Source organism: Mycobacterium shunyiense (assembly GCF_058270035.1).
On record NZ_JBZDPT010000004.1, the window covers coordinates 196,713 to 212,423 of the forward strand.

Here is a 15,711-nt window from a genome sequence, read left to right on the forward strand (position 1 = left end):
CACGAGAAATAGCCTTGCCCGGCCCAGGACAATGGGACTGTGAACGAACGGAACTCCCGCGTCGCCGACGCGGTGGTCGCTGCCGGAATCGAACCGGCCATCAGAATCCTCGACGCCGACGCCAAGACCGCCGCTGCGGCAGCCGAACAGCTGGGATGCGAAGTCGGGGCGATCGCCAACAGCCTGGTCTTCGAATGCGACGGTGAGCCGCTGCTGGTGATGGCCAGCGGCGCCGCCCGCGTCGACACCGGCGTCGTTGCGAGTCATCTCGGGGCCAAACACCTCCGCAAGGCCGACCCGAAACTCGTCCGCAGTGCAACCGGACAGATCATCGGCGGGGTCGCGCCAGTCGGGCACCCCGAACCGCTGCGCACCGTCATCGACCAGACACTGGCGTCCTACCCGGTCATCTGGACCGCGGCGGGCACCGCCGATTCGGTGATGCCGCTGACCTACGCGCAACTACTGGCGCTCACCGGGGGCCTCGCGCTGCCGGTGCGCTGATAAGGATTGCCGATCAGACGTAAAACTGCCCCTTTTCGCGTGAAAAGGGGCAGTTTTGCGTCTGCTCGCGGAACGAAACTCAGCGCTTGTTGATGTCTACGTAGCCGCGCTCGGTGTAGCCGGTGTAGATCTGGCGCGGACGGCCGATCTTGTTGGGCTCCGAGTGCATCTCACGCCAGTGCGCGATCCAGCCCGGCAACCGGCCCAGCGCGAACAGCACGGTGAACATGCGGGTCGGGAAGCCCATGGCCCGGTAGATCACGCCGGTGTAGTAATCGACGTTCGGGTACAGCTTGCGCTCGATGAAGAAGTCATCGGTCAACGCGATCTCTTCGAGCTGCTTGGCGATGTCGAGCAGCTCGTCGTCGCCGCCCAGCTTGCCCAGGATCTTGTCGGCCTGCTCCTTGACGATGCGCGCCCGCGGATCGTAGTTCTTGTACACGCGGTGACCGAAGCCCATCAGCTTCACGCCGTCTTCGCGGTTCTTGACCTTCTTGACGAAGGTCTGCACATCGTCGTCGCCGGTGCGGATCTTCTCCAGCATCTCCAGCACGGCCTGGTTGGCGCCGCCGTGCAGCGGCCCCCACAGCGCGTTGATACCACCGGAGATCGAGGTGAACAGGTTGGCCTGCGACGAGCCCACCAGACGCACCGTCGAGGTCGAACAGTTCTGCTCGTGATCGGCGTGCAGGATCAACAGCATGTCCAGCGCGCGGACGATCTCGGGATCGACCTCATACGGCTCGGCCGGGAAGCCGAACGTCATCCGCAGGAAGTTCTCCACCAGCGTCAACGAGTTGTCCGGGTACAGGAACGGCTGCCCCTCGGACTTCTTGTAGGCGTAGGCGGCGATGGTCGGCAACTTGGCCAGCAAGCGGATGGTCGACAGCTCGACCTGCTTCTTGTCCAGCGGATCCAGCGAATCCTGGTAGTAGGCGCTCAACGCGTTCACCGCACTCGACAGCACCGGCATCGGATGCGCATTGCGCGGGAAACCGTCGAAGAACCGCTTCAGATCCTCGTGCAGCAGGGTGTGCCGCTGGATCTGGGTGGTGAACGACTCCAGCTGCTCGGCCGTCGGCAACTCACCGTAGATCAGCAGGTAGCTGACCTCGATGAACGTGGAGTTCTCGGCCAGCTGCTCGATCGGGATACCCCGGTACCGCAGGATGCCGGCATCACCGTCGATGTAGGTGATCGCCGACTTGGTCGACGCGGTGTTGACGAAGCCACCATCGAACGTGGTGTAGCCGGTCTTGGCCAGCAACGGGCCCAGCGCGATGCCGTCACTGCCCTCGGTGGCATGGACGATATCGAGATCAATCTCGCCACCGGGGTACTTGAGAGTGGCAAGCTCCTGCCCACTCGACGGGTTTTCGGCCACGGGAATCCCTTCATCCTCGTTAGGAAGTCGTTGGGAACCAACTAACTGCTCTACAAAAGGTAGTCGCAATCGATCCGCGCTGCCCGCGGGGGGTTACCAACGGGTCACCACCGACCGCCGGGCGCCTAGCCACAGGCCCGGTCTACAGCGCCCCGATTTGCCAGAGAGCCCAGCTCAGCGACCATTCCAAATTGACGCACCGACGCCCGTGGCCGCCCACTTATACTGCTCACGGCAACCCCGTGCGCGATACCGACGTGGTGCCGCACACAGGCAAGGAGGGGGCCGTGGCCGATTGGTCCGGGGGCCAGTTCGGCGTCGGCGGGCAGTCGCCCGCGCCAGGTTGGCCAACGACGAATCCCGGTTTTTCGCCCGCTCCGTCACCCCATTTCCCCGACTATCCACTGGCAACACCGCCACCGGTCTTCGGGGCGCCGGCAGGAGCGCCCCCGCCCAAGCGCCGCAAGGGCATGGTCATCGGCCTGGTGGTGGCTGCGGTGGTGACGGTGCTCGCGTTGCTGGCGGCGCTGGCCGTCGTGATCACCCGCTCGGATTCGGGCGGCAGCGGCCCAGGCGGCGAAAGCGCACAAGCCGCGGTGGTGGCATATCTGGAAGCACTGGCCCGCGGTGATGCGGCCACCGCCCTGTCATACAGCAAGTCCCAGCCGGTCTCCACCGAACTGCTCACCGACGACATCCTCGGCCGGCAGATCGCGAAGTGGCCGATCACCGGCATCCGCGTGCTCGACACCACCCACAACAACTACGTGTCCCAGGTGCATGTCACGGCCAAGTTCGGCGACGAGGTGTCCGAGGCCAAACTCCTGGTGGAAAACCAGGACGGCTGGAAACTCACCAACGCCTTCATCAAGATCGACAAGTCCCAGATCGGACAGAAGGACGCCGAAACGCTCACCGTGTTCGGCAAACCCATCGATCAACCGCGCTATGTGTTCCCCGGTTGGGTCGACGTGGGAAGCAGCAGCCCGTACCTCAGCGTCACGTCGAAACCGATGGTGCTGCCGCAATTGGCCGCCGGAGCATCGGTGATGTCGATGAGTTTCAAGCTCAGCGACGCCGGGGAGCAAACCATCCGCACCGCGATAGCGGAGTCGTTCACGGCATGCACCAATTCCAACCTGATCAGGCCACCGAACTGCCCAGTTCGGGTCAACGCCCCGAATTACGTTGACGGCACAGCGCAATGGGGCCCGATCGAGGGCGCCGAGACGTTCAAGATCATTCCACTGACCAGCGCGATGACGGCCTCTCTGGTCGGCACACTCACCGCGACGATCACGGCGCAGCAAACCAACGGCCTCACCCCGACGAACACCGTGACGGTGTTGGTATCCGGGACCGCGGACCTGTCGACAAGCCCACCCAAGCTGACCTGGAACTAAAGACCTGCACGAGCGCGGAGGACACCGATGACATACCCACCACAGCCACCGCCGGAGTGGAACCAGCCCTCGGGCAGTCCATTTGGCTCCAACGACCCGTTCGGACAGACCCCGCAGTGGCCGAACTACGGCCAGCCGCCGACGTTTTCGGGGTACGGAGAGGCCCCGCCTACCGACTTCAAGCCACCCAATCGGAACAACACCGGTTGGATCCTCGGCACGATCGCGGGAGTGGTCATCATCGCGCTCCTGCTCGGTGGTCTGCTGTGGAAGCTGAACTACGGCGACAAGAACGACACCAAGAACACCGCCGATTCCACCACCACGACCTCGTCGGTGACCAAGGCGCCGCCGAGCACCACGGCTGCTCCCACCTCGACGGCACCGGCCGCCCCGCCGAAAGCGGCACCCGCAAGCTGTGAGGGCCGCACCGCCGCTCCCGGCCCCCAGACCCCGGCCGGCTGGTCGACGGTGACCACTCCTCGGGGGCTCGCCTATGACGTGCCCCCAGACTGGACCGTCGAGGGATGTACCACCGTTGTCGGCTGGGAAAAACCTTGTCCCGATGGACCGTTCGGCTACTGCCCGGTGCGGGTGCTGAAAGGCGCGGCCACCATGCCCAGCAGGGCGTGCCCGAAGAGCAGCAGTGCCCTCAGCGGAACCACGGTGGTCACGGATCTCACGGACGTCACTGAATCCGCGACGCTGGAGGCAAAGTTCGCGACCAAGATCTTCACCTCGGACAAGGGTGCGGTGCCGTCGGTCTCACTCGGAGCACCACGCAACCTCACCGTCTCCGGAGCGCCCGCAGCCCAGGTCGTCGCGACCGTGACCGGCATCCAAGACAACTGCGCCGGCAACTCGGCACTCTATTCGGTGGTGTCCACCACCGTGCCGGGTCAGTCCGGCACCGTGAACTTCATCGTCGACCTGGAGCAGGGCGCTGACGGCGCGGTCGATCCGGGCGTGATCGACCAGATCGTGGGAACGCTGCGCCGGATCGACTAGGACCGGTTATCCCGGTATCCGCGAGAGGATCTCAGCGGCGACCGCTTCCGCGCGGCCGCCCGGGTCCGGGCTCATGAAGACCACGTCGATTACGACGTTCGACTTGGCCACCACAGCACGCGCAGCGTGCTGACCTACCAACTTCCCGTCCATCACCGCGCTGCTCACCAGCACGATCGACGAGTTGGTCGCCGAACGGGCCACCGCACCGACGTCGTAGGCGACCGGCCCGGCGGGCGTTGTGTGCGTGACAGTTCCGCGACATCCCTGCCACACCTTCTCGATCGCGTCGACCTGTCGATTCGCCGCAGACGCATCGGCGTACAGCGTCGCTCGTTCATCGAGGATGCCCCGTACCAACATCGTCTTCACATCCACGCTGCCGAAAGATCGATCGTGTGTCGCGGTGTAACCACTGTTCGCGAAAATATCGGGGCTTCCGGAAGCTATGACCGGGAAACATTCCGGTGGTGCGGATATCGATTCGGCAGCAGTTCTCAATGCGGTCAAGTCGAACGTGCTGTATCCGTCGTTCAAACCGACGAGCCGGATGGAATCGTCGAGATTGAGCAGCAGACCGGGCAGCTGCGCTTCGGTGACCAGGGGCAGCGGCGGGGGCTCCGGCGTCGTCATCGTGGTCGTTGTCGTGGTCACGGGACTGGGTGACGCCGTCGGCGCAGTTGACTTGGCCTCCGTCGTCGTGGTGCTCGACGAACTCGGAATCACCGCCCAGATCACCAGCGCCGCAACGGCAACCACGATCAAGGTGTACGACAGGCTCAGCCCCACCAGGGCACGATCCCGACCCCGCTGCCCGGTGCGCTTGATCTGCGACAGACCCAGATGGCCCAGCACCGCACCCACCGGCGCGAACAGGAATGCGAACACCACCGACAGCGTCGCCAACGTATTCGCCTCGTCATTGGGCGGCGACGGCGGCGAACCTGCCGGGACGACCGGCGGCGCCAGATACGGCGGCTGACCCGACGAGAACTGCTGACTCGACGGATACTGCCCAAACGGGGTGTCACCAAATGGCGAACCGCCGAACGGATCCTGCGGACCCCCAAAACCACCCTGCGTCATATCAACCCGGAATTCTGTCGAAGATTCGTTTGACCACGGTGACCGCCTCATCGGTCAGTCCCAGCCCCATGATGTGCAAATCCACGAGAACGTTGGCCTTGACGCCGATTGCACGCAGCATCCACACTTCCGATCCCTGATTGCTGCTGCGCAACGCGATGATTCCGTCTTTCTTGTCCTCCGGGCCACCTAGCACGAAGTTCGTGGAACGGCCGTCTTCGACCGTCCACTTCAACGCCTTGCCGGCGCACCCACGCCACAGTTCGACGTAGTGGGCGAGCGCGCGTTGCGCCGTCGCGCCATCAGCGAACATCGCCACCCCTTCGTACGCCTCCATATCGAAGCCGTCGAACTGTGCGACTCCCGCGGTCTTGACGTAACCGCTGTTCTCGAACGGCAGTGGTGTGAACATGCTGAACGAACTGGCACATTCGACCGGACTGTACGTATGGGTAGCAGGCAGGCCGACATCCATGTTCTTCTCCTCGGCGACCAACTCCGGGTTCTTCGTGATCTCCTGCATCTCGGCCGGGCTCGGGAGTAAGCCCGCCAATTGAGCCTCGGTGACCAGCGGCGGTGGCGCCGGTGTCGTCGTCGTCGTTGTCGTTGTAGTGACGGGAGCCGTGGTCCTCTTTGTCGTCTCGGCTGTCGTGGTAGTCGAAGAACTCGGCATCACCGCCCAGATCACCAGCGCCGCAACGGCAACCACGATCAACGCGTATGACAGGCTCAACCCCACCAGCGCGCGGTCACGACCCCGCTGGCCGGTGCGCTTGATCTGCGACAGTCCCAGATGACCCAACACCGCGCCCGCCGGGGCGAACACGAACGCGAACACCACCGACAACGTCGCCAACGTATTGGCCTCGTCATTCGGCGGCGGACCCGCCGGGACCATCGGCGGACCTCCGTACGGGGGCTGCCCCGGGGGCGGATACTGGCCAAACGGATTCTGTCCGAACGGGTTGCCCCCGAACGGATCTTGAGTGGTCACCTACAACACCCCGAAGCTCGAGGTGACCCACCGGATCGGGTCGGCGCACCGGAACGGCGCGATCCCCCGGGAATGCAGCTTGTTGCCGCTGGGCGGCTGCCCGAGCGCAGACACCACAAAATAGCGGTGCGGCAACACTATTCCCGTCGACGGATTCTCCACCGCGGCCACGATCGCGCCGCCGTGCAGCCGGGTCAGCAGGCTCCGGACCTCTTCATGCAACAGTTGTCCGCCGAGCTCGTCATAGCGCGGTGAATCGGAGGTATCGCGAAGATACGCCGCGCCGGTGTTGGACATGATCATGCTCCACTCGGAGCCCTCGACATTCCGCAATGTCCGCAGCGCATCGAACTTCGACAGGATCACCGCAAGCTTCGGCTGCCCCTGCCCCACCGCCATCAACAGGTTGTTCAGCACCGACCGGGGATCGCCGCCGCTGAACTGCTGCGCCGGCAACAGGTCTCGCAACTGATCACGGATCGTCTGGACCCGCAGAGGATCGAACATGAAGAACACCGCGTCGGCGTTGGCGAAGAACCGGAACGGCGGCGTGTGCAGGTCGCCGGATTCCATGTCCTCCCCGGCCACATCGCGCAGCACCAGGAACCGCCGAATCCCGTGCCAGCCGCCGATCGAGAACACCAGCGGCTCCCGCTGACTCGATGCCTGGGTGTGCATCGTCGGCGTCGGAGGGATCAACCCCCGCTGCACGAAAAGCGGGGTCTCGTAATTCGCCTCGTAGGCCTGTGCTGTGGCCCGGCTGACGGGTTCCATTGACACCCCGAGCCGTTCGCACAGCAGCTCCAGCTGTTTGACCAGAACCGCTATGTAGAGGCTCTTGCCGGTGGCGCGAGCCCCCGCCATCGCGATGCAGATCGCATGCCCGTGCCGCCACCCCTCGGGCAGCGTGTAGTGGCACACCGTGCAGATCTCGACCGCCGGCCCTTGCAATGCGCGGCTGGCGTCCGCTGTCGTCGGTGGCGGACCGCCGTGGCCCTGATTGGTCCAGGTGTAGAGCGGACCGCACTCGGCGGGCGCGCCGAGAAAGGCCGACGCCACGTCATCACGGTAGCGAGGCGCGCCCGGCTGCGGAATCAACGTCCACAGGAAGTGGTTCGGATTCAGCACCGAGAAGCAGCGCGGGCATTTCGTCACTTCAGCGCCCGCACCAACGCCGCTGTGATCCGGTCCAGCACCGGCGGATGCGCCAGCAGCTCGGCCCCGGCCTCGTTACCCGAGCGGGGCGATGGCAGCCGCGCACCGTCCGCGTCGAGGCGCCGGTCGTTGGACAGCGCCAGTACCGGAAACTGCTGTCGCACAGCAAGAGTGGGGAAGTCGGAACAGATGACGGTGCGCGCCGAGCCGGCAGGCAACCGCGACCACCGGGCACCCGCCGACCATCGAGGTTCGGCCTCGCGCAGGGCCTCCACCAAAGCGGCGGCATCGCCGGCCGGTACCGGGGTCACCTCGGCGCCGACCAACACCGCCGATACGTCCCGTAGCCCGAGCGCATCGGCCACCCCGACCACGATGTCGGCCGCCGCGAACGTACTGCCGTCGGCGAACCATCGCCGCATCGACGCCGACGTGTCGAGAGCCAGCACCACCGAGCCGCCGGAGTTCCCCGGGCCCCGGCCGGTGACCTTGCGTGCAGACGTCCGGGCCGCGGATGCCAACGGGCTCATCGGCGTATCGGCCACCGCGCTCACGGCCACCTCGATCTGGGTGCCGTTCGGGGTGAGCGCAGCGAAGGTGACGACCGTGTCGCCGCCGACATCGACAGGATCGAACATCACCTGCACCGGGTCGACATCACCGGGGTTGTCATGTGCGATCGCCAGGTGGATGAGCGTGCCGGAATTGAATCGGTCCGCGCCGACCGGGCGCACCACGATCGTGACCGGCCCGGTCAGGCTCGGCAGCACCGCCTGGTGAGCCGTCGAACGCACCACCGGCTGGTCCGGCCCACCCTGCACTTCCAGCGCGGCACCTCCGACCGCGCCGGTAATCGACACTGTTAGTGCCTGATTCGGAATCTGGACACGCTGGTTGCGTGCACCCACTACATAGATCGGCATCAGCGGCTCCCCCGCAGTCGGGCTGCCAGCGACGGTTGTGCATCAGCGCGGCGCGTCAACAGCCTGCTCACCATTTTTCGGTATCGGCGCAGCGCGCCGTCGGACATGTCTCCGGACATCTGCGCCATCAGCGCCGCCACCCCTTCGACCTCGTGGTCGTCATTCTGCAGCGGTGCTGCCACCTGCTCGGCCAGTTGCGCCAGCACCGCCTCGACACCGCTGACCGGAATCTCGGTGTCCTCGGCAGCCACGGTGTGCAGCAGGCTGACGGCCAGCACCACGTGCGGCGCGATCTCGTATCCGTCCACCAGCGGGAGCACTCGGCGTACCGCGTCGGCGGCGAGGTCCGGATCGGCAGCCAGCGTGTGGCAGCTGTCCGGGAAGGGCTGGCCGGCAATGGTTCCCAACACCGCGAAGGTCAGCAGACCAGCCAGGAAATCACGGTGTACCTCACCCGGCCGGGCCGTGGTCAGTGTCTGCTCCCAGAACGGGAGGTAGGCCCGCTGATGGGTGTCCACATAGCGCTGCTGCATCCACTGCTGCGGGGTGATGTGCCGGACCGCGGCATGCGCGACGGCAGCACTGTCGTCATTGCCGTCGATCACCTTGGCGGCCAACTGGTTCAGCTCGGGAGAGTCGGGGGCACCCAGCAGCGTGCGGACCGCCGCTGCGCCGGGCAGTGCGCCGTCGCCCACGACGGCCAGCAGATCTGCTGGATCCCAGACGGTGTCGCCCGCCACCTGGACGAACCGGGGCGAGCCCGACACACCCAGCCACCAGAGCTCGGCCACACGATCACCCGGGGCGGACGGGCCACGCCGCACCGCACGCACTCCGCGCACCGCCGCGCGGGTCCAGCCCAAATCCCACGGCTGCGCCCGGGAAAGCTCTGCGGCGGTGGGAAAATCGACTCCCTCGACCAGCCAGTCCAGCAGGCCGTCGCCGATGGCCCCGGCCGCCACGTCGCCGCCCGAGGTGCGAAGCAGCGCGGCGGCCAATGTCAGCTTGCCCTCGGCGCCGAGGCGTCGGGTCAGGTCGGCGGCGCGCGACGGATCATCGAGCTGCGCCACCACGTCACCACGCAACGCCGGCACCAGCCGGTCGTCCCGCACACCGGCCCGCAGCAGCATGTCCACCACTTTCAGCACGCGCTCGGGTCCGGTGTCGCGGGCCCGCTGCAGCGCCTGCCCGATCGCCCCCTGCACCTCGACCGGCGTCACCTTTCCGTGAAACACCCTCGGCCCCAGCGGAATCGGTCCGGGCTGCGCCAGCCAGGCGTCGTCACCGAGCGCCCGGCACAGATAGCTGACGTCGGCGAAGTCTGCGGCGGCACCACCTGCGAGGTTCTGCACCGCCTGCCAGGCCTCGGCGGTCGTCGTGCCCACCACCTCGCCCAGGACCCCGGCGATGGTCCGGGCCGCGGCAGATCCCGCGGGCACCCCCGGCGGCGAATACGTGGTGATGACGTCGTGTGCCTCGTCGATCGCGTCGGCGAACTCCGCGTTGGCCGTCACCGCCATCGCCATCGGCCACGCCGGATGCAATCCGGCATCGGACACCTCCGCGGCGAACCGGTCGATGTCGTCGAGCAGGGTCCGCGCCGACGCCGGATCCAGCAACACAACCTGTGCCATGGCCGACCACGGGGTGACCTCGATGGTCTGCCCGGCCGCGGTGCGGTGCGGCTCCCCGCCCAGTTCACCCAGCGAGATCAGCTCGGTCTCCCCGATACCGACGACTCCCGGCGGAACCGCGCCCAGGTCCCCGATCGGCACCGCGGTCAGATGCTGGCCGCTCTGCAGCGCCAGGGCCAGCTGATCGGCTCGGTCGAAGGTGGAGAAACTCAAGTCCGCTGCGGTCCCCGACGACATCAGGAAGCTGACCAACCCGATCCACTGCGCGGCCGATTCGGGTGACTCAGCCCCGAACACCACCGCCGGACCACCGGCGAGCGCGGCGACGACGGCATCCAGCAGCCCGAACAAGGTGGTCAGGCGCCACGTGGCCGGATCGAGCGCGAACGCGATCACGCTGTCCTTCGTCACCACCGCACCCGGCTCCGGGGCGCGCGGCGGCAGGACCGCGCGGGAAACCGCCGCAGGTCCGTACGGCCGCAGCCATTGGGCCGACCGCCACCATTCGATCGGCCGGCGCGCGGCATCGGGGTGACGGTCCAGCAACACGTGCGCGAACACGTTGCCCGGCCGGCCGGTGCTGTCGGACCCGGCCGGAATCGAATGCCAGTAGCCGACCGCGCCGCTGTCTAGCGGGCGGTAGGCCAGCCGGCGCGGACCGCTCTCCAACTGCTCGGGTGTCGGGTACGCGGGTAACGGCTCCACCGGATGGAACACCGTGCGCACACCGGCGATCAACTGCTGTGTCTCGTCGGCGGTCAACGCTCCGGTGGACTCCTTGACCTGCCAGCCCCCGGCGGACCCGACCTTGTCGAACGACGTGTAGGCCAACTGGCCGTAGCGAGTGGTCATCGCGCCGGCGGGGTGAGTCGCAGGGTCTCCACCGGCGGGTCGAGCAGAGCGATGACGCGGAGCCGCGCGGGCGTGGGGGTGTTCACGAACAACCTGATCCATCCTTGCAAGCCACGCACGTCAGCGGCCCACAGCTCGCCCGTGCCGGTCGTCGTGAGAGCTGTCCAGCGCAACTCCTTGGAGGGCCGGTCGCCGATCTGGCCCTGCTCGGTGAGCGGCGCCACGTCGACGGCCTGGCCGTCATGTACGCCGAGCGGAATCCGCTGCGGATTGTTGACCAACACGAAAGCCGGAGATCCCGGCAGGTCATGTTCGGAGCGCATCGCGATCGTGGCGGAAACCGGAAAACCGTTGGGGTCACGGACAACCTGCACGGCGTACTGCAGCCGGAGCAGCCCGGCGTACTCGGTGCTGGTGACCGTGCCGGTGACACGCCGGCCGCCGGAGAACGCCACCGGTGCCAGGTGCAGCGAGCAGCCGCCCACAGGCAGTTGCCCGGTCAACTGCATGCCGCCGTACTTCTCGTACTCCTGTAGCGAGATCTCGAACGACTTGCCGGTGAGCCCGTCACGCGGATCGTGGCCCTTGGGAGCCAGGTACATCACGACGCCGGCGGCGCCGTCAGGCCAGTCGAAGGTCAGCACCTGTTTGTTGCAGTACTCGGCCAGCTCGATGTCGGTGATGGTGCCGGTGCGCACCGAGGACAGCGTCTTGCCCAGCAGTGCACGCCCGCCGAGCAACGTCACCGGGGTCAGGTAGGCACGGCTCCAGTCGGCCGGCCACGACACCGCGACCAACACCGACTCCGGCCTGCCGTCCGGGGTGTGCCGCGTGACCACCGGTTGCGTCAGCTGCAGCTCGGGCGTGAGCCCCACCTGTTCGAGGGCGTCCTCGGACAGTTCGGCGGAATCGGCGCCGGCGTTGGGCCCGTTCTCGCTGCGGTAGATCACCACACGCCCGGCGGGCGGAGGCGTCCAGGTCAGGTCGAACACCGAGCCGTCGCCACCGGCCACCACCGCCAGGTCGGTGACGGGCTCCAACACCGCAGAGACCGCGACGTCGACCTCGACCGCTTCGGACAGTCGCAGCACGCCGTCCACGGTGGCCGCGCACCGGGCCCGGTACAGATAGCGTTGCCCGCGAACGGTGTCGGTGTCGATGAACCCGGAGAGGTTGGCGCTGTCGGCCAGGATCCGGTACTGAGGGCCGTCGCGGCCCGCTTCTTCGGCCGGGATGCGGTAGACGAACACCGCGCTCACCCCGGTCGGCACCGCCCACTGCCCGATGACCCGTCCGGAATCCTCCCGGATGTCGAAGGCGGTGAGCGGGCTGACCAGTACCCCTGCGGCGTACAGCACCGGTTGGGCGGCGAGCGCATCGGCACGCGACGACCCGACATTGACCCACACCTGGAAATGCCTGGCTGCAGAAGTGGCGGGCCGGGCGTCCTCGGCGTACGGGGTTGCGGTGGCGGCCACCAGGTCAGCCCGGTCCGGCGCATACGGTGCGTCACCCTCGGCGCTGACCAGGCGGTACAGCACCACCGGTTCAGCCGACTCGTACGGCGGCCAGCTCAGGTCCAGCGCGGCGCCATCCGGGCGTCGCCGCAACGCGATGTTGTGACTCGGCGGCTGCTGGGCACCGAACGCGAACGGCGCGAAATCGGCTGCGCTCAAGGGCATTTCGACCGGCGCAGGAGGCGGTGGCACGGTTTCGGCCGACGGAGCCGGCGCGGGAGACACCGGCGGGGCGGGCGACGAAGCCGGCGGGGCCGGCGTCTCGACGGTTTCGGTCACGGACTCGGTTACGGATTCGCCGGAGCGGTGCCGCCCCGAAGCGGCGTCGGGCCCACGGCCTGCATCACCCAACTCGGCCAGCACCCGGGCCATGTCCTCGGCGTGCTCGGCCACCGACCCCGGCAGCATGGCCCGGATCCGTTCGACATCGGTGCAACCCGACCGCAGCACCAGGCGCACATGGGCTTCCTTGAAGCTGCGGGCAGCCACGACCCCGGAGTCGAGCAACTGCTGACGCCAGGCCAGCAGCGGCGCCAACCGCGGATCGTCGTCGTTGTCGGGAGCGGGACGTGGATCATTCATCGCTAGAACACCATGTCCTCCCCGGGCGGCACACCAAGGTCGGCCCGGCTGATCATCGTTGTCGGCTCGTCCTCGACGCCGGGCATGACCGCCACCGGAGTCTCGAACAACGCGAAGTCATACGGCGGCAGACCGTCGCTGGCCTGCACCACAACCGCCCGGTAGCCCAGCCCGCGCCGGTTGACGGTCACCTTGTCCACCGCGACCGCCGAACGGCCCGCCGTCACAGCGGCATGCGTGAACAGCGACGCGTCGAACGGGGCCGCATGACCGGGCCGGTGATCGGTGATGCCGGCGCTGAACTGCTGGGCGGGCACCTGCCGACCGATGGTGGGCACCAGGACGTTTCGGGTCAGCGTGTCGCTCACCCCAGTCCCGCTGTCGTTGAACATGTGCTCCACCCGGGCCCACAGCGCGTCGGCGCCAGTGGGTTTCACCCGGCCGCCGATCACCGCCTGAGACCACTGGTCGAGACCCGAGGACGAGCCGACACCTGGCTGCTTGAACAACGCCGTCGGCTCCTCACGCAGCCGCGCGGCCGCCTCGCCCACCATGTCCTCCCACGGTTTGCTCAGCCAGCCCAACGCATAGAGCCGGCTCTGGATGCCGTGAATGGCGTTGTCGGCCTGCTCCGTTGACGCCATCGCCACCCCGACCTGGGTGGACCGCGGCAGCCCCGCGGCGAGTTGACCGACCGGCGGGCGTGCCGGCGGTGGCGCACCGAAGGGCGCCCGCAGGACCGTGCCCAAGGTCCTGCACCAGGCCAGCAGCTGGCCGTAAGCCGTCGACAACCGGCCCACGTCCTGCAATGCGGTACGTAGGTTCGCCTGCAGGGCGTCCAGTTCGGCCGCCTGCGATTTGCGCATGTTCATCTCGGCGAACAGGTCTCTCTGACCGAGCAGGAACAACGCCATCGACACGACGATGTACAGGCCGATCAGGGCTCCGCCGGTGGCCAGGGCGAACTTCCAACGCACCCAGTCCATGGCGGCCACACCGATCAGGATCACCAGCACGGCCAGCAACGCCCAGGTGAACGTCTTGAGGATGGTGCTGATGGCCTGCTGCCGCGCCTTCAGCCGCTCGTCGACCGCCCCGCGGTTCGCCAGAGTCTGAATCTGGGACACCAGATCCGCCACTTCGGCACGGCCCCGGTGCATGAAATCGGCCAGGATCGAGCTGACCTGCCAGGCATAGCTTTTCGTGACGGACGCCTGCCAGCGATCGAGCTCGGTGCCGGTGTTCCGGGCTTCCACACCGGCAGCCGGGTCGGAGTACGCGCGCTGCAGCCGATCCCGAAGGTTGGCCGCACCGAGCACGTCGGCGCCCTCCACCGAGCTGACGCCGATCACCGCCGCCAGCGACGTCGGAATGCCCTGGAAACGCTCAGCCGCACTCGGCACCACGTCGGCGGCATTGTAGACCACCCCGATGGCCGCACCGACCTGGACAGGCTCCAGCCCGCCGGCGCGGCGGCCTCCATCGGCCAAAGTCAGTGCGCCGTTGACGAAGTCGGTCCACAACCCGCTCATGTCCTGCTGGGCGAAATGTTCCGGCTGCCCGCCCAGGGCGTTGCTCAGGGTTTCCGCGCTGCGCCCCAGGTCCTGCCAGTCTGACTGGGTGGTGTCGGCGACCACGGCGAACGCAGAGTCGGTACGGCCGAAGACGGTGCTCTGCACCGTGGTGACCACCGCCGAGGTGACCGTCCCCATCACGGCCGACCACCACGCCGCGGGCGCACTGCGAACGGCCGCACCCATGAACTTGAGGAACATCTTCATCGCGGCCCAGATCGAGATGGCCTGCTCCGGGCCTGCGGTCGCCGCGATCCTCGGACCGCGCAGCACGTCACGGTGTTTCGTCCACAACGCGCGCGCCATCGACTGGGCGGCGGTCGGGACATCCTCGACGTAGACCACCGGCACCTGGCCGCCGCGGGGCAGCGGCAGCCGGCCCGTCGGGTCGAACAGGTGCGCCCGCAGGCCTTCCTCCACGCCATCGGTGTCGAGCCACCGATAGAACGCCCGCACCGCGCGTACCGTCTGCCCGGGCAGGATCTCCAACGTGTCGAAGGGACCCTGGTCCACGCCGGCCCACAACCCCGTCACGCCGGCCACCACCGGAGCGGCGAACTGCGCCACATCCAACGGATCGGTGAGCCGGCCCCAGGCCACCGCACCCAGACCGGGCGCCGCCGAATCTTCCGGCGCGATCAACAGGTTGTGCCAGCCTTCGAGCACCAATGCCAGATCGGGAGTGGTGGGGATCGCGTCGCCGCGGGTGAACAACAGCCGCAGCAGGTTGATCGGGGCACCCATCGAACTGCTGCGGACGGTCTGCTCCACCGCCTGCTCGACCGCCAGCGGGACCCGATCGGTCGCCGGCACGTCGACCGGGACGAGCACTGCGATCCGGATCCGGTCATAGCGCTCACCGGTCAGCATCTGCTGCAACACCACCGGCTCGCCCTGTCCGTCGCGAACCAGCGTTCCGTGCGTGGAGCTGTCGCCGACCTCGGCGGCGTCGACCCACACGAACGGCCCGATCAGACCGACCGCGGAGTAATCCACCAGGACGGACAGGATCTCCTCGGTCTGTGGGCGGGGTGCCAGCAGCACCGTCAACGCCCGCTGCGGCGCGGCGGTCGGAGTTGTCCCGGGCAGCGACAT

At 67.5% G+C, this 15,711-nt stretch carries 11 protein-coding genes; 3 read left to right on the top strand and 8 right to left on the bottom strand.

The window, feature by feature from the left end:
• The first annotated feature begins 39 nt into the window (after positions 1-39).
• On the top strand, positions 40-504 hold the full coding sequence (locus AC4ELS_RS04905) for a YbaK/EbsC family protein (RefSeq protein WP_499046165.1): 465 nt from the start codon (positions 40-42) through the stop codon (positions 502-504).
• A gap of 79 nt (positions 505-583) precedes the next feature.
• Here the strand turns inward: AC4ELS_RS04905 and AC4ELS_RS04910 are convergent, their stop codons facing one another.
• On the bottom strand, positions 584-1,888 hold the full coding sequence (locus AC4ELS_RS04910; protein ID WP_064878460.1) for a citrate synthase: 1,305 nt from the start codon (positions 1,886-1,888) through the stop codon (positions 584-586).
• A gap of 287 nt (positions 1,889-2,175) precedes the next feature.
• Between AC4ELS_RS04910 and AC4ELS_RS04915 the strand changes: the two genes are divergently transcribed.
• Positions 2,176-3,291, top strand: coding sequence for a hypothetical protein (locus AC4ELS_RS04915; protein ID WP_499046168.1), 1,116 nt, complete (start codon positions 2,176-2,178; stop codon positions 3,289-3,291).
• A 27-nt stretch (positions 3,292-3,318) separates the two neighbouring features.
• Positions 3,319-4,299, top strand: coding sequence for a DUF8017 domain-containing protein (locus AC4ELS_RS04920; protein WP_498888867.1), 981 nt, complete (start codon positions 3,319-3,321; stop codon positions 4,297-4,299).
• A gap of 6 nt (positions 4,300-4,305) precedes the next feature.
• Here the strand turns inward: AC4ELS_RS04920 and AC4ELS_RS04925 are convergent, their stop codons facing one another.
• The 7 genes from AC4ELS_RS04925 to AC4ELS_RS04955 are packed head-to-tail and all read right to left on the bottom strand — an operon-like array spanning position 4,306 to position 15,711.
• The gene (locus tag AC4ELS_RS04925) at positions 4,306-5,385 is read right to left on the bottom strand and encodes a sensor domain-containing protein (protein WP_498888865.1); all 1,080 of its coding nucleotides are present in this window, start codon (positions 5,383-5,385) and stop codon (positions 4,306-4,308) included.
• A gap of 1 nt (position 5,386) precedes the next feature.
• Complete coding sequence (locus tag AC4ELS_RS04930) at positions 5,387-6,379, bottom strand: sensor domain-containing protein (protein WP_498888863.1); 993 nt, start codon at positions 6,377-6,379, stop codon at positions 5,387-5,389.
• Positions 6,380-7,534 (bottom strand): TRAFAC clade GTPase domain-containing protein, encoded by a 1,155-nt coding sequence (locus AC4ELS_RS04935; protein WP_499046170.1) that lies wholly within the window; start codon positions 7,532-7,534, stop codon positions 6,380-6,382.
• Positions 7,531-8,457 (bottom strand): hypothetical protein, encoded by a 927-nt coding sequence (locus tag AC4ELS_RS04940; RefSeq protein ID WP_499046172.1) that lies wholly within the window; start codon positions 8,455-8,457, stop codon positions 7,531-7,533. The genes AC4ELS_RS04935 and AC4ELS_RS04940 overlap by 4 nt, the downstream gene beginning before the upstream one ends.
• Positions 8,457-10,943 carry a GAP1-N2 domain-containing protein gene (locus tag AC4ELS_RS04945; protein WP_499046174.1) on the bottom strand — a complete coding sequence of 829 codons (2,487 nt, stop codon included), beginning with the start codon at positions 10,941-10,943 and terminating at the stop codon, positions 8,457-8,459. Before AC4ELS_RS04945 ends, AC4ELS_RS04940 begins: the two co-directional genes overlap by 1 nt.
• Positions 10,940-13,042 carry a SaeA-related protein gene (locus tag AC4ELS_RS04950; protein ID WP_064958973.1) on the bottom strand — a complete coding sequence of 701 codons (2,103 nt, stop codon included), beginning with the start codon at positions 13,040-13,042 and terminating at the stop codon, positions 10,940-10,942. Before AC4ELS_RS04950 ends, AC4ELS_RS04945 begins: the two co-directional genes overlap by 4 nt.
• Positions 13,043-13,044: 2 nt before the next feature.
• The gene (locus tag AC4ELS_RS04955) at positions 13,045-15,711 is read right to left on the bottom strand and encodes a hypothetical protein (protein WP_499046177.1); all 2,667 of its coding nucleotides are present in this window, start codon (positions 15,709-15,711) and stop codon (positions 13,045-13,047) included.

Excerpts from the sequence above, each read along its gene's own strand:
- AC4ELS_RS04920 (WP_498888867.1), top strand. The coding sequence starts at position 3,319 with ATGACATACCCACCACAGCCACCGCCGGAGTGGAACCAGCCCTCGGGC.
- AC4ELS_RS04925 (WP_498888865.1), bottom strand. The coding sequence starts at position 5,385 with ATGACGCAGGGTGGTTTTGGGGGTCCGCAGGATCCGTTCGGCGGTTCG.
- AC4ELS_RS04940 (WP_499046172.1), bottom strand. The coding sequence starts at position 8,457 with ATGCCGATCTATGTAGTGGGTGCACGCAACCAGCGTGTCCAGATTCCG.
- AC4ELS_RS04945 (WP_499046174.1), bottom strand. The coding sequence starts at position 10,943 with ATGACCACTCGCTACGGCCAGTTGGCCTACACGTCGTTCGACAAGGTC.
- AC4ELS_RS04950 (WP_064958973.1), bottom strand. The coding sequence starts at position 13,042 with ATGAATGATCCACGTCCCGCTCCCGACAACGACGACGATCCGCGGTTG.
- AC4ELS_RS04955 (WP_499046177.1), bottom strand. The coding sequence starts at position 15,711 with ATGTCGCTGCCCGGGACAACTCCGACCGCCGCGCCGCAGCGGGCGTTG.